The sequence below is a fragment of the Streptomyces spiroverticillatus genome, from assembly GCA_014650415.1.
In the GTDB taxonomy this organism is placed as follows: Bacteria; Actinomycetota; Actinomycetes; order Streptomycetales; family Streptomycetaceae; genus Streptomyces; species Streptomyces spiroverticillatus.
The window spans coordinates 114,522-136,107 of record BMUX01000018.1; the positions used below are offsets into that span (position 1 = coordinate 114,522).

The following is a 21,586-nucleotide window of genomic DNA, read 5'->3' on the forward strand; positions in this document are numbered from 1 at the left end:
GTTGGCCGTACCGGTCGGTATGCTCGCGGTGCCCGCACGTCGTCGTGCCTCCGGAGGACTCCGTGTCCCGCACCGCTCAGCGCACCGCCCTGCGCATCTGCCCGCTCTGCGAAGCCACTTGCGGCCTGACCCTCACCGTCGACGGCACCCGGGTCACCGGCGCGCGCGGCGACGCGGACGACGTCTTCAGCCGGGGATTCATCTGCCCCAAAGGGGCCGCGTTCGGCGAGCTCGACGGCGACCCGGACCGCCTCACCGCGCCCCTGATCCGGACGAACGGGCAGCTCAGGGAGGCCAGTTGGCGTGAGGCGTTCGATCTGATCGCCGCCCGCATCCGGCCCCTGATCGAGGAGTACGGGCCCCACGCCGTCGGTGTCGTCCTCGGCAACCCCAACGTGCACACCATGGCCGGTGCCCTCTACCCGCCCGTGCTGCTCGGCGCACTCGGCACCCGTAGCCTCTTCACCGCGTCCACCGTCGACCAGATGCCCAAGCACGTCTCCAGCGGCCTCCTCTTCGGCGACCCCTTCGCCATACCCGTCCCCGACCTGGACCGCACCGACCACCTCCTCCTCATCGGCGCCAACCCCCTGGACTCCAACGGGAGTCTGTGCACCGCCCCCGACTTCCCCGGCCGGCTCAAGGCCCTCAAGGCGCGCGGCGGCACGCTCACCGTGATCGACCCGCGCCGCACCCGCACCGCCAAACTGGCCGACCGGCACGTGGCGATCCGGCCCGGCGCGGACGCCGCTCTGCTGGCCGCGCTCGCCCACGTACTCCTGGAGGAGAAGCTCGCCGCACCGGGCCCGCACCTCGCCGACCGCCTCGACGGGCTCGCGGAAGTCGAGGAAGCGGTACGGGAGTTCACGCCGGAGGCCGTCGCCGGGGTGTGCGACGTGACGCCGCAGGAGATCCGCGAGGTCGCCCGCGAGCTGGCCGCCGCGCCCACCGCTGCGGTGTACGTCCGGGTCGGCGGCTCCACGGTCGCCTTCGGGACGCTGGCCAACTGGCTCGTCGACGTACTCAACGCACTGACCGGCAACCTGGACCGCCCCGGCGGCGCGCTCTTCCCGCTCTCCGCGACCTCGGTCGTCTCCTCCTCCCCCTCCCGCAAGGGCTTCGCGCTCGGCCGGTGGCGCAGCCGGGTCGGCGGCCACCCGGAGGCGAAGGGCGAACTCCCGCTCGCCGCACTCGCCGAGGAGATCGCGACCCCGGGCGAGGGCCGCATCCGCGCCCTGATCACCATCGCCGCCAACCCGGTGCTCTCCGCGCCCGACGGCGACCGCCTCGACAACGCCCTCGCCGACGACCTCGACCTGATGATCTCCGTCGACCCGTACCTCAACGAGACCTCCCGGCACGCGGACGTGATCCTGCCGCCCCCGCCGCCGTCCCGCAGCGCCCACTTCGACTTCGCCTTCAACGGCTTCGCGGTCCGCAACCAGGCCCGCTACACGCCCGCCCCCGTCCCCCTGGACGCGGGCACGATGGACGAGTGCGAGATCCACGCCCGGCTGGTCCTGGCGGTCAGCGGCATGCACGGCGCGGATCCATCGGCCGTCGACGACCTGATCGTCGACCGCCTCCTGCGCAAGGCGGGCGCCGGGCCGGAGACGGCCGCAGACCTCACAGGCACCACCGGCCCCGAACGCATCCTGGACCTCATGCTGCGCCTGGGCCCGTACGACGGGCTCACCCTGGCCGCCCTGCGCGCCGCCCCGCACGGCATCGACCTGGGCCCGCTGCAACCCCGTCTCGACCAGGTCCTGCGCACCCGCACCGGCCGCGTCGAACTCCTCCCGGACCCCATCGCCGCCGACCTTCCGCGCCTGCGGGCGGCCCTCGACGTACGACAGCGGGAGGGCGCCCTCCTCCTGGTGGGCCGCAGGCACCTGCGCTCCAACAACAGCTGGATGCACAACCTCCCCGCCCTGAACGGCGGTTCCAACCGCTGCACCCTCCACATCCACCCCCAGGACGCGGAGCGCCTGTCCGTCACGGACGGCTCTCTCGTACGGGTACGGGGCGCGGGCGGCGAGATCTCGGCCGAGGCGGAGGTGACGGAGTCCGTCCGGGCGGGCGTGGTGAGCCTGCCCCACGGCTGGGGCCACTCCCGCCCCGGCACCCGCCTCTCGGTCGCCTCCGCCCGTCCCGGCGCCAACGTCAACCAACTCCTGGACGGCACCCTCCTGGACCCCCTCTCCGGCACAGCCGTCCTGAACGGCTTCGAGGTGACACTCACGCCGACGGGGGTGTAGGGGTCAGTTCGAGGTGACACTCGTGCCGGCGGGGGTGCAGGGGTCAGTTCGAGGTGACACTCGTGCCGACGGGGGCGTAGGGGCCAGGTGGCGCGGGCCTCCCGCAGGACGATCCGGGCCTGCGCCTCCGCCCACACCTCCCCGCTGCGCCCCGCCCGCACCACCTCCCCTTCCACCACCCGCGCCGCAAGGCCCTTGCGCCCCGCCCCCAGGTGGGCCCGCGCGGCCAGGGCCCCCGCCCCCGGCACGTCCTCATCGCCCAGCACGCGCAGGGTGCCCTCGAAGTCCCCCACGGACAGCGCGAGTTCGGCCGACTCGAGCCGCACCTCGTGACCCGCCTGCCGGTCCCCCCCCCGCTCCACCGCCGCACCCCCCGCCCGTACGAGAAGCTCCCGCGCTTCCCCCACGGCCCCGCCCCCCGTCCGCACACCGGAGTCGACGTTCGCGACGACGATGCCCTCGCCCCGGTCGTCGTACGCCGACCACACCTGGTCCGCCTTGACGTCCTCTCCTTCCCGAGGGCAGGAGATTTCGGTCCGTACTGCTCCGCAGCACCACCTCGGGTTCCTGTTTCACGGGCCGCTGCCGACCAGTGAGGGTCGGTCCTACATGGCCTCCGCAGGCCTGACTTCCCGCCCGTCCGGCGGTAGACCGGACGACTCCGTTGTCCGGTAAGGCGATCACAGCCATGGCGCTGCGGGTCTCCGGGCCGCTATGGGCAGGGTGCCCGCCACTTCCACCCTGAAGGGTGGGGTGCTGGGCAAGAGTTCGGTGGTCGGCCGTCGCTTGGGGCGGTCGGGCTGGCCGTGACCGTAGGAGGCAGGCGTTACTGGGGAATTACAGAGGCGGCGCGGGTCCGCGGGCCGCGTCCCCGGTCCGCCCCTGGCGCCAAAAAACTAACGCCGCTAGTTTGGGGCGTGCACGTGTGAGGCGCGCACGTACGAGGCGCGCACGTACGAGGCGCGCACGTACGAGGCGCGCACGAGCAGGACCGACCGACGGACCGGACCGGTGGAGGAACTTCGATGACGGTGCAGGCGCAGAGCGGCATGTACATCGGCGGCGCATGGCGTCCCGCCCTCGGCGAGGAGACGCTTCCCGTCGTGAACCCCGCCGACGAGCAGATCGTCGGGCACGTCCCGGCGGGCACCCCCGCCGACGTGGACGCGGCCGTGAGCGCCGCCCGCGAGGCGTTCCCCGGCTGGGCCGCCACCCCGCCCGCCGAACGGGCCGCGCTGATCGGCGCGGTGCGCGACGGGCTCGCCGCCCGCAAGGACGAGATCGCGGCGACCGTCACGGCCGAACTGGGCGCACCGCCCGCCCTGGCCGAGGCCGTCCACGCCGGGCTGCCGATCGTGGTCGCGGGCTCGTACGCCGAACTGGCCGCCACGTACGCCTTCGAGGAGAAGGTCGGCAACTCGACGGTGTACGCCGAGCCGGTGGGCGTCGTCGGGGCGATCACGCCGTGGAACTATCCGCTGCACCAGATCGTTGCCAAGGTGGCCCCCGCCTTGGCGGCGGGCTGCACGGTCGTCCTCAAGCCCGCCGAGGACACCCCGCTGACCGCGCAGCTCTTCGCCCAGGTGGTGCACGACGCGGGGCTGCCCGCCGGGGTGTTCAACCTGGTCACCGGGCTCGGCCCGGTCGCCGGGCAGGCGCTCGCGGGGCACGAGGGGGTGGACCTCGTGTCGTTCACCGGGTCCACGGCCGTCGGCCGGCAGATCGGCGCGGTCGCGGGCGCGGCGGTCAAGCGGGTCGCGCTGGAGCTGGGCGGCAAGTCGGCCAATGTGATCCTGCCGGGCGCCGACCTGGCCAAGGCCGTCAACGTCGGCGTCGCCAACGTGATGGCCAACTCCGGGCAGACGTGCAGCGCGTGGACGCGCATGCTGGTGCACGCGGACGTGTACGAGGAAGCCGTGTCGCTGGCTGCGGACGCGGTCGCGAAGTACGCGCCGGGGGAGCGGGTGGGACCGCTGGTCAACGCCAAGCAGCTGGAGCGGGTGCGGGGTTACATCACCAAGGGCGTCGAGGAGGGCGCGCGGATCGTCGCGGGCGGGGCGGAAGCACCGCTGGAGAAGGGCTACTACGTCTCGCCGACCGTCTTCGCCGACGTCACGCCCGAGATGACCATCGCCCAGGAGGAGATCTTCGGGCCGGTGATCTCGATCCTGCGGTACGAGGACGAGGACGACGCGCTGAGGATCGCCAACGGGACGGTGTACGGGCTCGCGGGGGCGGTGTGGGCGGCGGAACCGGAGACGGCGGCGGCGTTCGCCCGGCGGATGGACACCGGGCAGGTGGACATCAACGGGGGCCGGTTCAACCCCCTCGCCCCCTTCGGCGGCTACAAGCAGTCGGGGGTGGGACGGGAACTGGGCGCCCACGGCCTCTCGGAGTACCTCCAGACGAAGTCCCTCCAGTTCTAGGACCGGTTGCGTCGAAGGGGGTGCCGGGCCCGGTCCGGCACCCCCTCACCGGCCCGCCCCGCCCCGTACCCCCGAGGAGTCCCGCCTGTGACCCGCGCCGCCGTCATCCACGCACCGCACACCCCCCTCCGCCTCACCGACATCACCCTCCCCGCCCCCGCACCCCACCAGGTCCGCATCAGGCTCGCCGCCGCCGGGGTCTGCCACTCCGACCTCTCCCTCACCAACGGCACCATGCGCGTCCCCCTCCCCGCCGTCCTCGGGCACGAGGGGGCCGGCACCGTCACCGAGGTCGGTGACGCCGTCACCCACCTCGCACCCGGCGACCGCGTCGTCCTCAACTGGGCGCCCTCCTGCGGCTCCTGCCACGCCTGCTCCCTCGGCGAGGTGTGGCTGTGCGCCGACGCTCTCACCGGCGCCGGTGACGTCTACGCCCGCACGACCGGCGACGGAACCGACCTCCACCCCGGCCTCAACGTCGCCGCCTTCGCGGAGGAGACCGTCGTCGCCGCGAAGTGCGTCCTGCCCGCCCCGGAAGGGATTCCGCTCACCGACGCCGCCCTCCTCGGCTGCGCCGTCCTCACCGGCTACGGCGCCGTGCACCACAGCGCCCGCGTGCGCGAGGGGGAGACCGTCGTCGTGTACGGGGTCGGAGGCGTCGGCCTCGCCGCGATCCAGTCCGCCCGGATCGCCGGAGCCGGGCAGATCGTCGCCGTCGACGTGTCTCCGGAGAAGGAGGAGCTGGCGCGCGCCGCCGGCGCCACCGACTACCTCATCGCATCCGACACCACCGCCAAGGACGTCCGCCGCCTCACCGGCGGGCACGGTGCCGACGTCGCCGTCGAGTGCGTGGGGCGCGCGGCCACGATTCGTACCGCGTGGGAGTCCACCCGCCGGGGCGGCCGGACGACCGTGGTCGGCATCGGCGGCAAGGACCAGCAGGTCTCCTTCAACGCCCTGGAGATCTTCCACTGGGGACGCACCCTGTCCGGCTGTGTGTACGGCAACAGCGACCCGGCCCGCGACCTGCCCGTCCTCGCCGAGCACATCCGGGCGGGCCGCCTCGACCTCGCGTCCATGGTCACCGAGCGCATCACCCTCGACGGGATCCCGGCCGCCTTCGACAACATGCTCGCGGGCAAGGGCGGCCGGGCGCTGGTGGTGTTCTAGCGGGTCTTCTCGGGGGCGGGGCCGGGGGCGGGGGCGGTGGTGTCGGCCAGCGGCACCTCCGCCTTGCGCGAGCGGGAGCGCGAGACCGCCACGCCCGCCAGGCACACCGCCCCGCCGAGCAGCGTGATCCAGCCCGGCACCTCGTCCAGCAGCAGCCAGGACATCAGCACGACGATCGCGGGCACCGCGTAGGTGGTCGCGCCCATCTTCCCGGCCGTGGTGCGCTTGAGCGCGTACGCCCAGGTCGTGAAGGCCAGCGCGCTCGGGAAGATGCCCAGGTAGACCATGTTCAGCGTCGCCGACAACGGGGCGTGGGCGAGGCCGTCCACGAGCTGGCCGCTGAACGGCAGGCAGGCGACCGCGCCGATCACACAGCCGTACGTCGTCGCCTGGAGCGGCGTGGCATGCGTCAGCGCGGGCTTCTGGGCGACCACTCCGATCGCGTACGTCACGGCCGCCACCAGGCACAGGACCACACCCAGCAGCGACGTACCGCCGCCGCCCGACATCGAGACGCCCACGATCGCCGCACCCGCGAAGGAGACGATCATTCCGGCGATGAGGCGCGGCGACAGCCCCTCGCCCAGGAAGCGGCTGGCCAGCAGTGCCATCAGGATCGGGGCCACGTTCACCACGAGCGACGCCGTGCCCGCGTCCACCAGCTGCTCGCCCCAGTTGAGCGCCACCGCGTACGCGCCGAACCAGAGCAGGCCGGAGACGACGATGCCCGGCCAGGCGGCCTTCGGCGGCAGGCCCTCGCGCCGTATCAGCAGGATGACGACCAGGACGACCGAGCCGGACAGCAGCCGTCCGAGCGCCAGTGCGCCCGGCTCGTACGACTCGCCCGCGCTGCGGATGGACACGAAGGCCGAGGCCCACAGCACCACGGTCACGGCGGCCGCGACCAGCGCGAGCGGCTCGGAACGGGTCGAGGGGGAGGAGGAGTTGCTCATGCCGCGATGCTAGGGCATGAACACTTCGGCTGTCACCGAAGTGTCGATGTCGTCAGGGTGCGGGGATCACCGAAGCGCCGCCGCATCGATGCCGAGCAGGTCGCAGAAGGTGCGCTCGCCCGCCGGAGTCACCTTCACCGCGCGCTCCGTCCCGATCCGTACGCACCACTTCTCCTCCAGCGCGCGACGGCACAGCTCCGCCCCCGCGACGCCCGCCAGGTGGCGCTTGCGCTCCGTCCAGTCCAGGCAGGAACTCACCGTCGGGCGGCGGGTCTTGAGCGTCGCGAGGGGAATTCCCAAGTCGTCGAACCAGGCCAGGCCCGTGTCCGTGAGCGCGAAACCGTTGACCGTCAGGAGCAGGCCGCGCGCCTCCATCGCCTCCGTGATCGCGATGCCCAGGCGGCCCGCCAGATGGTCGTAGCAGGTGCGCCCGCGCGCCATCGCCGCCCCCACGCTCGCCGCCCGCAGCGTGTGCGGGGCGTCGCGGCCCGGAATCGCGTACGAGGCCACCGACTCCACGAGCTGCGCCGCGTCCGCGTCCGCGAGGCGCACATAGCGGTGACGGCCCTGCCGCTCCTCGGCCAGCAGTCCGGCCGACACCAGCCGCCCCAGGTGCTCGCTGGCGGTGGAGGCGGCGACGCCCGCCTGCCGGGCGAGTTCGCTCGCGGTCCAGGCGCGGCCGTCCAGGAGGGAGAGCAGGAACACGGCCCGGGTCTCGTCGGACAGCAGGCACGCGAGGGCGGCGAGACGGGCCGCGGGGGTTCCGGCCGTGTCGGACGCGGGGGCGGAGGATTTCGGCATTCCTCCAGGGTGCCCTACGGAAGCTTCGGCGCCGGCCGAACCGTCGCGAAGCCCCCGGCCCCGCTCCCGGCGCGCTCCGATGCGTACCGTCCCGCCTCGTACTGGACCCCCAGCCCGTCCAGCAGCGCCCGCAGGCCCGTCTCGAACGCCCCCTCGTCCACCTTCTCCTGGTGGTCCGCGAGCAGGTGCGCCTGCCCGAGGTGCGGGTAGTCGGCCGGGTCGTACGCCGTCTCGTCGTCGACGAAGCCGCGCGCGAAGGAGCCCAGCGCCGAGCCCGTCACGAAGTAGCGCATGAGCGCGCCGATGTACGTCGCCTGGGCGGGCGGCCAGCCGGCCCGCACCATCGCCCCGAACACCGCGTCGGCGACCCGCAGCCCGGCCGGGCGGCGGCCGGGGCCGCGCGCGAGCACCGGGACGATGTGCGGGTGCTCGGTGAGCGCGGCGCGGTAGGAGAGCGCCCAGTCGTGCAGCGCCCGCCGCCAGTCGCGGCCGTCGGCCGCGTCGAACATCGACAGATCGACCTTCGCGGACACCGTGTCGGCGACCGCCTCCAGGATCTCGTCCTTGTTGCGGAAGTGGTTGTAGAGGGACGGTCCGCTGACCCCCAGCTCCGCCGCGAGCCGCCGCGTGGAGACCGCGTCCAGGCCCTCGGAGTCCACGAGCGCGCGCGCCGTCTCGACGATGCGGTCTCTGCTCAACAGGGGCTTGCGCGGTCGGGCCATGCGGCACATAGTAGGCCGGGCAACTGGAAACTAGCAGTGCTAATTAATTCTTGCACGAAGACGCAGGACGGAAGGGGCGGGTGCCGTGAACCTGGAACTCAGCGAGGAGCAGAGAGCCGTCCAACGGCTCGCCCGTGACTTCGTGGCCCGCGAGATCACCCCGCACGTCGTGGAGTGGGACCGCACCGAGAACGTCGACAAGTCGATCGTGAAGAAGCTCGGCGCCCTCGGCTTCCTCGGCCTGACGATCCCCGAGGAGTACGGCGGCTCCGGCGGCGACCACCTCGCCTACTGCCTGGTCACCGAAGAACTCGGCCGCGGCGACTCCTCGGTGCGCGGCATCGTCTCCGTGTCGCTCGGCCTGGTCGCCAAGACGATCGCCGCGTGGGGGAGCGAGGAGCAGAAGCAGCAGTGGCTGCCGCGCCTCACCTCCGGCGAGGCCATCGGCTGCTTCGGCCTCACCGAGCCCGGCACCGGCTCCGACGCCGGAAACCTGATCACGAAGGCCGTCCGCGACGGCGACGACTACGTGATCAACGGCACCAAGATGTTCATCACCAACGGCACCTGGGCCGACGTCGTCCTCCTCTTCGCCCGCTCCACCGACGCCCCCGGCCACCAGGGCGTCTCCGCCTTCCTGATCCCCACCGACACCCCCGGCCTCACCCGCCGCACCATCCACGGCAAGCTCGGTCTGCGCGGCCAGGCCACCGCCGAACTCGTCCTGGAAGACGTCCGCGTGCCCGCCTCCGCGATGCTCGCCCCCGAGGGCAAGGGCTTCTCCGTCGCCATGTCGGCGCTCGCCAAGGGGCGCATGTCGGTCGCGGCGGGCTGCGTCGGCATCGCCCAGGCGGCGCTGGACGCGGCCCTGTCGTACGCGGGCGAGCGCGAGCAGTTCGGCAAGACCATCGCCCACCACCAGCTCGTCCAGGAGCTGATCACCGACATCGCGGTCGACGTCGACGCCGCCCGCCTGCTGACCTGGCGCGTCGCCGACCTCGTCGACCGGGGCGAGCCCTTCGTCACCGCCGCCTCCAAGGCCAAGCTCTTCGCCTCCGAGGCCGCCGTGCGCGCCGCGAACAACGCCCTCCAGGTGTACGGCGGTTACGGCTACATCGACGAGTACCCGGCGGGCAAGCTGCTGCGCGACGCCCGCGTGATGACCCTCTACGAGGGCACCAGCCAGATCCAGAAGCTGGTCATCGGCCGTGCGCTGACGGGGGTTTCGGCCTTCTGAAGTGGCCCCGGGCCGTCTGAGTACGTTTCTGAGTACGCGTACGGATGGGAGCCCGGAGTGATCCGGGTCACCCTGTCCGCATGAGCGACACACAGGTCAAGCAGCAGAACACCGGGGCCTACTACGCCCAGGCCATCGCCTCCTTCGCCGTCGCGCTCGGCGCCGTCACCATCGGCATCTTCTACCTGGATGCCAGCGGCTGGGTGCGCGCCTTCCTCGCCATCGCCGTCCTCTACCTGACCACCTCCTCCTTCACCCTCGCCAAGGTGATCCGCGACAAGCAGGAGGCCGGGCAGATCGTCAGCCGGGTCGACCAGGCGCGGCTGGAGAAGCTGCTCGCCGAGCACGACCCCTTCCAGAAGCTCTAGACGGACTGCCCGGAAGCTCCGGGTCGCCCAGAGGCTCTGGGCCGCACTCCGCCCCGCACGCTAAGCGCTTGCTCAGTACTGCGGGGTATGGTGTGCGTCCTGCTGTACGGACGGAAGAGGTGCGCGATGAGCACGGCGCAGGACGCGGAGGGCACCGCCGAGGGCGGGACGAACGAGGCATCCGCCTGGGGCGAGGTCGCCCCGGAGGCGGCCAGGAGACTGCTCGTCGCCGCCGTCGGAGCCTTCGCCGAGCGCGGCTACCACGCCACCACCACCCGCGACATCGCGGGCCGCGCCGGCATGAGCCCGGCCGCGCTCTACATCCACTACAAGACCAAGGAAGAACTGCTCCACCGGATCAGCCGCATCGGCCACGACAAGGCCCTGCGCATCCTGGAGACCGCCGCCGACGGCGACGGCACCGCCGCCGAACGCCTCGCGGACGCCGTCGTCACCTTCGTACGGTGGCACGCCGCGCACCACACCACCGCGCGTGTCGTGCAGTACGAACTGGACGCGCTCGGCGAGGAGCACCGCGCGGAGATCGTGGAACTGCGCCGCCGCAGCGACGCCGCCGTGCGCCGCATCATCAACGACGGCGTGAGGTCGGGGGAGTTCGACGTCCCCGACGTGCCGGGCACCACGCTCGCCGTGCTGTCGCTGTGCATCGACGTGGCCCGCTGGTTCAACGTGGAGGGACGGCGCACCCCCGACGAGGTCGGCGCGCTGTACGCCGACCTCGTGCTGCGGATGGTGACGGCCGCCCCGTAGGAGGTGGCTGCCGCTCCGCAGGGGGTGGCTGCCGCTCCGCAGGGGGTGGCTGCCGCTCCGCGGGTGGCTCAGAAGTAGTAGCGCGAGATCGACTCCGCCACGCACGCCGGCTTCGCGCCGCCCTCGATCTCGACCGTCACCTTCGCCGTCACCTGCACACCGCCACCGGCCTCGGTCACCTCGGTCAGCACCGCCGTGGCGCGCAGCCGCGAACCCACCGGCACCGGCGACGGGAAGCGCACCTTGCCGGTGCCGTAGTTGATGCCCATCTTCATGCCCTCGACCCGCATCACCTGCGGCACGAAAAGAGGCAACAGCGACAGCGTCAGGTACCCGTGCGCGATGGTCTTCCCGAACGGGCCCTGGGCGGCGCGCTCCGGGTCCACGTGGATCCACTGGTGGTCGCCCGTCGCGTCGGCGAACAGGTCGATCCGCTTCTGGTCGATCTCCAGCCACTCACTGTGGCCCAACTGCTCGCCGACGCCGGCGCTCAGTTCCTCGGCGGACGTGAAGATCCTCGGCTCGGTCATTCCTGTGCTCCCTCGCTGCTCACGCACTTGATTAAGCGTTTGCTCAGCATGATTGGGCCCCTGTGTCCCTGTCAACGGAAGTCCATTAGGGTTCGCGGAGTGCCGCAGATTCCAGTGAAGGTCCACGAACTCACCGTCGGTCAGTTGTCCGCGCGCAGCGGCGCCGCCGTGTCCGCCCTGCACTTCTACGAGGCCAAGGGCCTGATCAGCAGCCGTCGCACCTCCGGCAACCAACGCCGGTACGGGCGCGACGCGTTGCGTCGGGTCGCCTTCGTGCGTGCCGCCCAGCGCGTCGGCATCCCGCTGGCCACCATCCGCGACGCGCTGGCCGAACTCCCCGAGGAGCGCACCCCCACCCGCGAGGACTGGGCCCGCCTCTCGGAGAACTGGCGCTCCGAACTCGACGCCCGCATCAAGCAGTTGGGCAGGCTGCGCGACCACCTCACCGACTGCATCGGCTGCGGCTGTCTGTCGCTGGAGACCTGCGTGCTGTCCAACCCGGACGACGTCATCGGCGAGCAGATCTCGGGTTCCCGTCTGATGGGCGAGAAGAGGAAGGGCTGACGCCCGAGGCCGCGCCCAGCGCCCGAGGCCGCGTGCGGAGTCCCAGTACGGAGTTCCAGTACGGAGTCCCAGTACGGAGTTCCAGTGCGGAGTCCCCGTACGGAGTCCAAGCGGCGGGCCCTTTCGTCCATGTACGTCCGGGCCCGCCCTCGCAAGCATGGGGTGCATGTCGCACGCCACCGCCGTCACCGCACCGGCGCACCAGGACCTGACCTCCAACGGCTACACCCTCGACCCCGCCCCGCACCGGCTCGGCCGCCTCGCACCGGTGCCGGACGCCGAGCGCGACGACCTGACCGCCCTGCGGGCCCGGTTCAACCGTGAGGGCTACCTCTACCTCCCGGGCTTCTTCCGGCCGGACGTGGTGCGGGAGTTCCGCCGCCACTACTTCACCGAGACCGCCCGCAGCGGTCTGACGCGCGAGGGCACCGACCCCGGTGACGGCATCGCCGCACCCGACCAGAGCGGCTTCGACCGGGCGGCGTTCCGCACCGCCCTGTTCCGGGGCGTCGTACCGGGACCGGAGTACGAGGCGCTGTGCCGCCGCCCCGAACTCGTCGCGTTCTACCGGTGGTTCCTGGGCGCCCCCGAGGTCCACCTGCACCGGCGCAAGATCATCCGGCATGGGCTGCCCGGCGAGTCCGGCATCGGCACCGCCACCCAGGCCCACTACGACCTGGTCTACCTGCGCGAGGGCACCGAACGCGTCCTCTCCAGCTGGATCCCGCTCGGCGACTGCCCGCTGGCCCGGGGCGGCCTGGTCTACCTGGAGCGCAGCCACCACCGGGTGCGGGCGCAGGAGGAGGCGGGGCTGCTGCGCCGCCCCGCCTCCCTCACCGCCGACCTGCCCTCGCTCGCCGAGGAGCACGACACCCGGTGGCTGGTCACCGACTACGCGGCCGGCGACATGGTCGTCCACTCCCCGTACCTGGTGCACGCCTCCCTCGACAACCGGGACCCGGACGGCGTGATGCGGCTGTCCACGGACATCCGCTACCAGTCGGCCGCCGACCCGATCGACGCCCGCTGGCAGAACCACTGGCACCTCGACGACGGCCTCTGAGCCGCGGTCGGCTCTACTCGAACTCGGTGCCGCCCTTGCGCGTCAGGTACGCCGGGCTGACCGCCTTCGCGACGGCCCGGCCGCCCACCACAGGGCTGTGCCGCTCCACCGCCGGGCGGATCACCACACCCTCGCGCAGGTGCAGCTCCCGCCCGGAGACGGTCTCCCGGCCGCTCGCCAGCTCCAGCACCTTCGACACGTCGTACGGGCCCGCGTACAGCATCGGGACCATCGGCAGCCGCCCCTCCAGCAGCTCCGCGAACTCGGCCGCGTCCAGCCACCTGACCTGCCCGTCCACGTCCACCGACACGTCGAACGCGGCGTAACCCAGGTTCAGCGAGCGGCCGTCGGCCCCATACGCCAGGTCCTGCACGCCCGCCCCGTACACCTCGCCGAAGATCCCCACCCGGCGTGCGCCCAGCTTCTCGGCGAGGGCCGCCGCGACGGCGGGCACCTGGTGCCCGGTGACCGCGCGCCAGTACAGATTGCGCTCGGCCTCCTTCAGCGCCAGGCCGCGTGCGCCGAAGCCCTTCGAGGACACGTACACCCGCTCCTCGTCCGCGACGTACGTCACCAGGCAGGCGGTGCCGTGCAGCTTCTCGGTGAGGACGACCTCCTCGCCCGGCTCGAAGATCTGCGGGTACCGGTGCAGGTTCTCGATGTCGACCCAGGGCAGCAGCTCCGGCGCGCGCTCCACCTCGCCGTTCATGGTGGGCGGGATCGGCGGCACCCACTTGGTGATGCCCAGCAGCTCCGCGAAGTCGGTGCCGTCGTCGGCGGCGGCGACCAGATCCACCCCCTCCAGGGCGCTCGGCCTGCACACCAGGCCCTGCGACACCTCGCCGCGCAGGCGCACCGCCTTGACCCGGTTGGCGGCCTTGCCCGCGAGCCTGCCGGTCAGGCCCAACTCCTCGATCAGGGCGTCCGGGAGCACGGACTGCTCGGGTATGTAGAGGGCTGCCTCGCCGGACCGGTACGCGCCCTTGGCGACGACCGCGCGGTAGAGCCCGACCTGGGCCAGCTCCAGCGCGTCCGCGTTCGGGTGCTCGTGGACGGTCAGTACTTCGGCGGTGACTCGCAGCGTCGACATGTCGGCGCCCCCTAAAGATCGTGATGTGGTGAACTCGTCAACTTGCTGGACGAGCACCCACTGTGCGGTCAGCCCACCTCCACCGGCCACCGAATATCGCGGGCGGCGCTGACCAGTTGGGCGTTGGACTTTGCCTGCCGGCCGTCGGGCAGCAGCAGGGTGTCCTCCAGGCCGATGCGGGTGGCCAGACCCAGGCGTCTCGCGAGCGCCAGCACCGGCCAGGCCCCGCCGTCCTCGCCGTGCAGCAGCATCGGAGCCCCGCACACCTCGCCCTTGTCGCCCACCGCACCCCGCCGCGAGAGGTCGGCCAGGAACTGGAGCGCGGAGTCCTCCGCGGTGAGCGGATCGGGGTCGGTCACCTCCACCAGCACCCGCAACGACCGCTTCGCCAGCGGGGACTCCAGGAAGCGCTCCATGCCGTCCGTGCCGGACCACAGCCCGGACTCGACGGCCACACCGCGCGCCAGCAGCGCCCCGGCGACCTCCTCGGCACCCGGCTCGTGCCAGTTCACCGAGGCGTGGTCGGGCAGCACCGTCCAGGACGCGATGCGCTCGATGCGGCGCTGCGGCTCGGGCTCCGTCCAGGCGCCGGTCGTCACGCCGACGGGGACGTCCACCACGTCCCGGATCGCGGTCAGGGTGGTAGCGAGGACGCGGGGCGACAGGGTGTCGTCGCCGCACGGCGTCTTCGGGTGCACATGCACCTCACGGGCCCCGGCGGCCACCGCGGCGGCGGCTGACCGGGCCATGGCGTCCGGCGACACGGGAACGGCGGCTCCGTCGCCGGGACCGCGCTGACCGTTCACACAGACCTGAATCAAGGGCTCGACCATGCATTCGATGGTGACACCCGGTACTGACATTCAGCCATGCACTGAGCATTCGCACGGTTGTCGCGCGGAAACCCTCGCAGGGACTCCGGTACGGATACGTGGGTCACACGCACGCGCGGTACGGACGTGGGGGGTGTGAGCACGGGCGGTACGGACACGGGGGACGCGGCGCCCCAGGGAGCACTTCCGCCGCGCCCCGCGCGCTCACGCCACTGACGCCAGTTCCTTGCGCCGCACCCTCTTGGCCCGGGCCAGTGCCTCGGGCGTCAGGACGGGCTGCGGCACCAGAATTCCGCATCCCGTGCAGACCGGCCCGAACCACGGCTCGTGGACCAGGTCCTGCTTCCAGACGATCCGGCTCGACGCACACACCGGACAGTGCTCGCCGGGTTCCGACTCCAGAGCGGAGATCAGCCCGCGCAGCACCTCTGCCAGCGAAGCCGCCGGATGGGCCGCCGGATCGTCGCACCACGCGACCCCGAAACCGCCCCAGGTCCGCCGGTGCCAGTCGTCGAAGGAGCCCGGCCGCCGCAGCCCGTCGTGCTTCTCGCGCTTGCGGCGCTTCGCGAACTCCACTTCGTACGCGAGCCAGACGGCCCGCGCCTCCTCCAGTTCCTCCAGTGCGGCCACCAACCGCACCGGGTCGGGCGCCCTGTCCTCCGGACCGAACCCGTGCCGGGTGCACAGGTGGTCCCAGGTCGCCCTGTGCCCGTAAGGGGCGAACCTCTCCAGACACTTGCGGAGCGAATAGCGTCGCAACGCAAGATCACACCTCGGGTCACGGACCTGTCTCGCGAGACTCCGAAAACCGGCCATCGCACTGCCACCTCCGTCGCTGGTACTTCGGCGTCGATGAATGGACGTACGGGTGCCCGTTTCGGCTCCATCGAAAATCCGATGGGCCCCATCAGGGATCAATTGGTCCCGTTTCGCACGGATCTCTCCCGTCCCTGTCCACTCCTCCGTCACGCAAGGTCCACGCCTTCTTGCTCGAACGCTTCACTCGAAAGGGTGAAGAAGAGGGAAAGGTGAGGGGTGTTCACCTTCTTCGGGTCCTCTGCGGGGTTAACCGCCGGTAACCTCCGGCGCACCGCTTCCCCCGAGGAGCTCCCGAGGAGCACGCATGCCCGCACGCCCCCCACGCCCCGCCCGCCGCCAACACCCCACCCGACACAGCGGTCTGCGCACGACCGGCACCGTCGCCGCAGCCGCCCTGGCGCTCGGAGCCGGACTGTTCGGCCCGCTGAAGGCCCCCGCCGCCAAGGCCGCCGAGCCGCCCGCCGAGGACCACTGCCAGGCCCAGTGCGCGGACATCCTGCCACCCGGCCAGAACGGCAACGCGACCCTCGCCGAGATCCTCGCCCACCGCGTCCTCGGCACCCGCCCCGCGCACTCCTCGGACCAGATCGAGAAGTACGACGCCCTGGTCGCCGGCAGCGGCGCCCTCACGGACGAGAAGCTCACCGACTTCTTCAACGACGCCTCCTTCGGTGTCCCCGACGGCCAACAGGCCTCCGTGGACAAGCCCCGCGCCGACGTCACGATCACCCGCGACAAGAGGACCGGCGTCCCGCGCATCAAGGGCACCTCTCGTCATCGAACGCTTGCTTGGCTGGTCGCCCTCCATGAGGAAGCTGAGGGCCTTCTTCGTCGTACGGCGTGAAGTGCCGCAGTGCCGTTGCTAATGTCGGCTTGTCCGAACAACCTGGTTGGCGGACCTACCGCCGGACGGGCGGGATGTCAGGCCTGCGGAGGCCACGTAAGACCGCCCTTACAGGTGGCAGCGGCCAGTGAAACAGGAACCCACGGTGGTGCCGCAAGCGGTACGGACCGGAATCGTCGGCCTTCGGGCAGGCGAGGACGTCAATTCCCCGGCGAGTACGTTCGTTCTCACCGGCAGGATCGGCGCGGTCACCTGCACCGGCGAGGTTCGGCCTTCGGGGCCACCGGTGCTGGTGACCGCGCCAGCCGCCTCTTCGGCGGCGGAGGCGAGGTCCAGTCCGCCCTGTCACTGCTGTCGGCGCAGCAGAAGTACGGCGTCGCCGAGGGCACCGAGGTCTGGGAGTCCTTCCGCCAGCGCAACGACCCCGAGGCCGCCCTCACCCTGCACGACGGACAGCGTTTCCCGTACGCCGGAAAGCCCGCACAGGCGCGCGCCGTCGCCCTCCCCGACAAGGGCTCCGTCACCGCCGAACAGCTGGTGCACGACCGCACGGGCGCGGCGCAGCAGAACCGGGCCGGTGCCAAGGACCCGGTCGAGGCCCCCGAGAAGCTCAAGCCCGCCCAGGGCATGTACGACGAAGGCGTCCTGCCCGGCGCCGACTTCGCCACCAGGCGCGGTATGTCCAACGCCCTCCTGGTGTCCGGCAGGCACACCGCGAGCGGCAATCCGGTCGCCGTCTTCGGCCCGCAGACCGGCTACTTCGCCCCGCAGCTGTTGATGCTCCAGGAACTCCAGGGCCCCGGCATCAGTGCCCGCGGCGCCTCCTTCGCCGGTGTCGGCATGTACGTCCAGCTCGGGCGCGGCCAGGACTACGCCTGGTCCGCCACCTCCGCCGGACAGGACATCACCGACACCTACGCCGTCGACCTGTGCGAACCCGGAGGCGGTGCCCCCACCAGGAACTCCACGCACTACCTCTTCCGGGGCGCCTGCACACCGATGGAGAAGCTGGAGAAGCGGAACGCCTGGAAGCCGACGGTGGCCGACTCCACCGCCGCAGGCTCGTACCGCATGCAGGTCTGGCGCACCAGGCTCGGCACGGTCACCCACCGCGCCACCGTCGGCGGCAGGCCCGTCGCGTACACGCTGCTGCGCTCCACCTACCGGCACGAGGCCGACTCGATCATCGGCTTCCAATTGTTCAACGATCCGACATTCGTGAAGGACGCCAAGAGCTTCCAGAAGGCCGCCGAGAGCATCGACTACGCCTTCAACTGGTTCTACGCCGACGCGAACACGGCCGCCTACTACAACAGCGGCCTGAACCCGCAGCGCGCCCCCGGCGTCGACCCCGCGCTCCCGATCAGGGCGGACAGGTCCACCGAGTGGCCCGGCTTCGACCCGGCCGACAACACCGCGTCGTACACCCCGCCCGCCCAGCACCCGCAGTCCACCGACCAGGACTACTACGTCTCCTGGAACAACAAGCAGGCGGCGGACTACTCCTCGGCGGGCTTCGGCAACGGCTCCGTGCACCGGGGCAACCTCCTCGACGACCGCGTCGAGAGGCTCGTCCGCCGCGGCGGCGTCACCCGCGCCTCCCTCACGCAGGCCATGGCCGAGGCCGCCGTCACAGACCTGCGCGGCGAGGACGTCCTCCCCGAGCTGCTGAAGGTGCTCCGCACCAAGCCGGTCACCGACCCGGAACTCGGCCGCTCCGTCCAGCAGTTGGAGGCGTGGCGCTCAGAGGGCGCACAGCGCCGCGAGAACGCCAAGGGGTCCCGGACCTACACCCACCCCGACGCGGTGCGCCTGATGGACGCCTGGTGGCCGCTGCTGGTGGAAGGAACCTTCAAGCCGGGCCTGGGTGACGACCTGTACCAGGCGCTCACCGCCAACCTCGGCATCGACGAGTCCCCCTCCTCCACCCACGGCCCCACCGGCGGGCACGCCGGTTCCGCCTTCCAGTACGGCTGGTGGAGCTACGTCGACAAGGACCTCCGTACGGTCCTGGGGCAGCCGGTGCGGGGCGCACTCGCCAAGCCGTACTGCGGCAACGGCGACCTGAACACCTGCCGCGACACCCTCCTCGCCACCCTCAGGACGGCAGCGGCCAAGCCCGCCGCCGAGGTCTACCCCGGCGACGACACCTGCGCGGCCGGCGACCAGTGGTGCGCGGACACCGTCCAGCACCGGGCACTGGGCGGTCTCACCCAGCCGAAGATGAACTGGCAGAACCGTCCCACGTACCAGATGGTCATGGAGTTCCCGAAGCACCGCTGACACACATGCGACAGGGGACGTGAGGATCGTTCAACGATCCTCACGTCCCCTGTGCTGTGTCGTGCCTCAGCCCAACTCCCGCTCCCGCGTCTCCGGCAGCGCCAGCACGCACAGCAGCGACACCACCGCCATGGCGCTCACGTACCACCCCACCGACGCCGACCCGAAGCCCGCCTGGAGCCGGGTCGCCACCAGCGGCGCCACCGCACCACCGAGCACACCGCCCAGGTTGTACGCGAGGGACGCCCCCGAGTAGCGCACCCGCGCCCCGAACAGCTCCGGCAGGTACGCGCCCATCGGCCCGTACACCACACCCATGCAGAACAACGCCCCGCCCAGCGCCAGCGCGATCAGCACCGGCTGCTCGGTGTCCAGCAGCGGGAAGAGGACCAGACCCCACACCACAGCAAGCCCGCAGCCGCCCAGAATGAGCTTCCGCCGCCCTCCCGCGTCCGAGCGCGTCGCCGCCAGCCAGGTGCCCGCCGCCAGGAACAGACAGGCCACCATCGACAGCCCCAGCATGGTGTTGCGGGGCACCCCGAGCGTCTTGGTCGCGTACGACAGGCAGTAGGTCGTCGCCGTGTAGAACAGCCCGTACGCGACGATCATGCCGCCCGCGCCGAGCAGCAGTTCCTTCGGGAACTTCCGGAAGACGTCCAGCGTCGGGACCTTGCTGGCCTCCTGCTGCTCCATCACCCGCTGGAACACCGGGGTCTCACTGATCTTCAGCCGTACGAACAGTCCGACGGCGACCAGCAGGAACGACAGCAGGAACGGAATCCGCCACCCCCAGCTCTTGAACGTCGTGTCGTCCAGCACCGCCGACAGCAGCCAGAAGATCCCGGTCGCCGCGAAGAACCCGATGGACGGACCGAGTTGCGGGAACGCCGCATACAACCCCCGTCGCCCCTTCGGTGCGTGCTCCACCGCCAGCAGCGCCGCCCCGCCCCACTCGCCGCCGAGCCCGATGCCCTGGAGGAAACGCAGCAGCACCAGCGCCAGCGGCGCCCAGATGCCCCAACTCCCGTACCCCGGCAGCAGACCCACCAGCGCCGTCGAGAGCCCCATCAGCAGCAGCGAGGCCACCAGCACGGACTTGCGGCCCACCCGGTCGCCGAAGTGCCCGAAGACCACCGAACCCAGCGGGCGGGCCGCGAACGCGACGGCGTACGTCGAGAAGGACGCGAGCGTCGCGTTCAGGGGCGTCAGGTTCGGGAAGAACGCCTCGTTCAGGACGAGGGCGGCAGCCGTCCCGTAGATGTAGAAGTCGTAGAACTCGATGGCGGTGCCGATGAAACTGGCCACCGCCACCCGGCGCAGCTTCTCGGGGCTGTCGGCGGGTGTTCCGGCGGTGGCCGGTGGAGCTGTCTTCGTGGTGCGCGGTTCGTCGTTCACGACCGGCAGGGTCTCGGTCGGTGTATGGGGCAGTCAATAGGTGGGACGAACGGTCCCACCATGTGGAACACCTGTGGTCACCGGTAGAGCAGGTGCTCCCGCCTGACCCTGCGGAACGCCGCCAGGTCCGCCTGCCAGGCCGCGACCACCTCCGCCGTCCCCGCCCCCGCGTCGATCATGGTCCGTACGCGGGTGTTCCCCGTCAGCTTGTCGATCCAGTTGTCCGGCCGCCACGCGAAGCCGCTCCAGGACCTCTTCGCCGTCACCAGCAGCGCGACGCCGGTGCGCACCGGGTCGAACGACTCCCGGTCGTGGACGTGCAGCTGGACGCCGCCGACCGTCTTGCCCTGGAACTTCGAGAACGTCGGCGCGAAGTACGCCTCCCGGAACCGCACCCCCGGCAACTGCTCCGCGTTCGCCGCCTCGGCCCAGCGCCGGTCGATGCCCTCGGCCCCCAGCAGCTCGAACGGCCGGGTCGTACCGCGTCCCTCCGACAGGTTCGTGCCCTCGAAGAGGCAGGTGCCGGAGTACACCAACGCGGTGTCCGCCGTCGGCATGTTGGGACTCGGCGGCACCCACGGCAGCCCCGTCGCGTCGAAGAAGTCGCCCCGCCGCCACCCCGACATCCGCACCACCTCAAGAGGCACCGGTTTCTGCAGGAACTCCGCGTTGAACAACAGCGCCAGTTCCGCCACCGTCATCCCGTGCGCCTGTGCGATGGGCTCGCGCCCCACGAACGTCGCGAACGCTCTGTCCAGCACCGGCCCGAGCGCGGCCCGCCCCGTCACCGGGTTCGGCCGGTCCAGCACCACGAAACGCTTTCCCGCGAGCGCGGCGGCCACCATGCAGTCGTACAACGTCCAGATGTACGTGTAGAACCGCGCACCCGCGTCCTGGATGTCGAAGACCACGGTGTCCACCCCGGACGCCGTGAAGACGTCGGCCAGCGGCTGCCCGCTCTTGAGGTACGTGTCGTACACCGGCAGCCCGGTCGCCGGGTCGTCGTACCGCCCCTCCGAGCCGCCCGCCTGCGCAGTGCCCCGGAAGCCGTGCTCGGGGCCGAACACGGCGGTCAGGTTCACGCGTGCGTCGGCGTGCATGACGTCGACGATGTGCCGGACGTCGGAGGTGACGCCCGTGGGGTTGGTGACGATGCCGACCTTGCGCCCGCGCAACAGCCGGTACCCGTCGGCGGCCAGCCGGTCGAACCCGGTACGCACCCGGGGCCCGCCCCCGCTCCCGTGCCCCGCCTCCGCCGCCTGCGCCGCGCCGCCCGCCGCGAGCGCCCCCACCGTGCCGCCGCCGGCCGCCAGCAGCCCTCTTCTGGACAAGCTCATCCGTGCCACCTCCGTGCCCGGACGCCCGGCTTACCACCGGCCGTCGCACCGAATGTCGTGCGCACCGCTCATCCCCGCGGCACGTCCGGGCACGCTAGCCCCTGTACTCGCACCACGGAACG

General features: G+C 71.7%; 17 protein-coding genes and 1 pseudogene. 9 read left to right on the plus strand and 9 right to left on the minus strand.

All coding sequences use genetic code 11. The annotated features are described in order from the left end of the window. Nucleotides 1-62 precede the first annotated feature (62 nt). The 3 genes from IE269_RS34755 (at nt 63) to IE269_RS34765 (ending at nt 5,854) form a co-directional block, all read left to right on the plus strand. Nucleotides 63-2,258, plus strand: coding sequence for a molybdopterin-dependent oxidoreductase (locus IE269_RS34755; protein WP_189827257.1), 2,196 nt, complete (start codon nt 63-65; stop codon nt 2,256-2,258). 1,031 nt (nt 2,259-3,289) lie between these two features. Then, nucleotides 3,290-4,684: an aldehyde dehydrogenase family protein gene (locus tag IE269_RS34760; RefSeq protein ID WP_189827335.1), complete on the plus strand. Its 1,395-nt coding sequence runs from the start codon at nt 3,290-3,292 to the stop codon at nt 4,682-4,684. Nucleotides 4,685-4,771: 87 nt separating this feature from the next. Next, nucleotides 4,772-5,854 (plus strand): Zn-dependent alcohol dehydrogenase, encoded by a 1,083-nt coding sequence (locus tag IE269_RS34765; RefSeq protein ID WP_189827258.1) that lies wholly within the window; start codon nt 4,772-4,774, stop codon nt 5,852-5,854. Here the strand turns inward: IE269_RS34765 and IE269_RS34770 are convergent. From IE269_RS34770 to IE269_RS34780, 3 genes are all read right to left on the minus strand, one after another. Continuing rightward, nucleotides 5,851-6,807 (minus strand): DMT family transporter, encoded by a 957-nt coding sequence (locus IE269_RS34770; protein WP_189827259.1) that lies wholly within the window; start codon nt 6,805-6,807, stop codon nt 5,851-5,853. The genes IE269_RS34765 and IE269_RS34770 overlap by 4 nt on opposite strands. Before the next feature lie 66 nt (nt 6,808-6,873). Next, nucleotides 6,874-7,608: an ArsR/SmtB family transcription factor gene (locus IE269_RS34775; protein WP_189827260.1), complete on the minus strand. Its 735-nt coding sequence runs from the start codon at nt 7,606-7,608 to the stop codon at nt 6,874-6,876. Nucleotides 7,609-7,622: 14 nt separating this feature from the next. Beyond that, entirely contained in the window at nt 7,623-8,330 is a 708-nt protein-coding gene (locus IE269_RS34780) for a TetR/AcrR family transcriptional regulator (RefSeq protein ID WP_229898150.1), read from the minus strand. 85 nt (nt 8,331-8,415) lie between these two features. Here IE269_RS34780 and IE269_RS34785 point away from each other — a divergent pair, with 85 nt between their 5' ends. The 3 genes from IE269_RS34785 (at nt 8,416) to IE269_RS34795 (ending at nt 10,706) form a co-directional block, all read left to right on the plus strand. After that, complete coding sequence (locus tag IE269_RS34785; RefSeq protein ID WP_189827261.1) at nt 8,416-9,567, plus strand: acyl-CoA dehydrogenase family protein; 1,152 nt, start codon at nt 8,416-8,418, stop codon at nt 9,565-9,567. Between the two features lie 80 nt (nt 9,568-9,647). Then, nucleotides 9,648-9,935 (plus strand): YiaA/YiaB family inner membrane protein, encoded by a 288-nt coding sequence (locus IE269_RS34790; protein WP_189827262.1) that lies wholly within the window; start codon nt 9,648-9,650, stop codon nt 9,933-9,935. 126 nt (nt 9,936-10,061) lie between these two features. Then, nucleotides 10,062-10,706: a TetR/AcrR family transcriptional regulator gene (locus tag IE269_RS34795; RefSeq protein WP_189827263.1), complete on the plus strand. Its 645-nt coding sequence runs from the start codon at nt 10,062-10,064 to the stop codon at nt 10,704-10,706. 68 nt (nt 10,707-10,774) lie between these two features. Here the strand turns inward: IE269_RS34795 and IE269_RS34800 are convergent, their stop codons facing one another. After that, a complete protein-coding gene (locus IE269_RS34800; protein WP_189827264.1) occupies nt 10,775-11,236 on the minus strand; it encodes a MaoC family dehydratase in 462 nt (153 codons plus the stop codon). Nucleotides 11,237-11,335: 99 nt separating this feature from the next. Between IE269_RS34800 and soxR the strand changes: the two genes are divergently transcribed. Further along, on the plus strand, nt 11,336-11,800 hold the full coding sequence (gene soxR, locus IE269_RS34805; RefSeq protein WP_189827265.1) for a redox-sensitive transcriptional activator SoxR: 465 nt from the start codon (nt 11,336-11,338) through the stop codon (nt 11,798-11,800). Between the two features lie 166 nt (nt 11,801-11,966). After that, nucleotides 11,967-12,863 (plus strand): phytanoyl-CoA dioxygenase family protein, encoded by an 897-nt coding sequence (locus tag IE269_RS34810; protein WP_189827266.1) that lies wholly within the window; start codon nt 11,967-11,969, stop codon nt 12,861-12,863. Nucleotides 12,864-12,876: 13 nt separating this feature from the next. On the opposite strand, the gene IE269_RS34815 is transcribed toward IE269_RS34810, so the two are convergent. The 3 genes from IE269_RS34815 to IE269_RS34825 form a co-directional block, all read right to left on the minus strand. Further along, entirely contained in the window at nt 12,877-13,953 is a 1,077-nt protein-coding gene (locus IE269_RS34815) for an RNA ligase (ATP) (RefSeq protein WP_189827267.1), read from the minus strand. Between the two features lie 68 nt (nt 13,954-14,021). Then, complete coding sequence (locus IE269_RS34820) at nt 14,022-14,774, minus strand: 3-keto-5-aminohexanoate cleavage protein (RefSeq protein ID WP_189827336.1); 753 nt, start codon at nt 14,772-14,774, stop codon at nt 14,022-14,024. A 216-nt stretch (nt 14,775-14,990) separates the two neighbouring features. After that, complete coding sequence (locus IE269_RS34825; protein ID WP_189827268.1) at nt 14,991-15,602, minus strand: hypothetical protein; 612 nt, start codon at nt 15,600-15,602, stop codon at nt 14,991-14,993. Nucleotides 15,603-15,909: 307 nt separating this feature from the next. On the opposite strand from IE269_RS34825, the pseudogene IE269_RS34830 reads away from it, so the two are divergent. After that, nucleotides 15,910-18,732: pseudogene (locus IE269_RS34830) on the plus strand (penicillin acylase family protein). 66 nt (nt 18,733-18,798) lie between these two features. Here IE269_RS34830 and IE269_RS34835 read toward each other — a convergent pair. Both IE269_RS34835 and IE269_RS34840 read right to left on the minus strand, forming a co-directional pair. Next, nucleotides 18,799-20,127 carry an MFS transporter gene (locus IE269_RS34835; RefSeq protein WP_438817612.1) on the minus strand — a complete coding sequence of 443 codons (1,329 nt, stop codon included), beginning with the start codon at nt 20,125-20,127 and terminating at the stop codon, nt 18,799-18,801. Nucleotides 20,128-20,204: 77 nt separating this feature from the next. Further along, complete coding sequence (locus IE269_RS34840) at nt 20,205-21,464, minus strand: exo-beta-N-acetylmuramidase NamZ family protein (RefSeq protein ID WP_189827269.1); 1,260 nt, start codon at nt 21,462-21,464, stop codon at nt 20,205-20,207. Between the last annotated feature and the right edge of the window lie 122 nt (nt 21,465-21,586).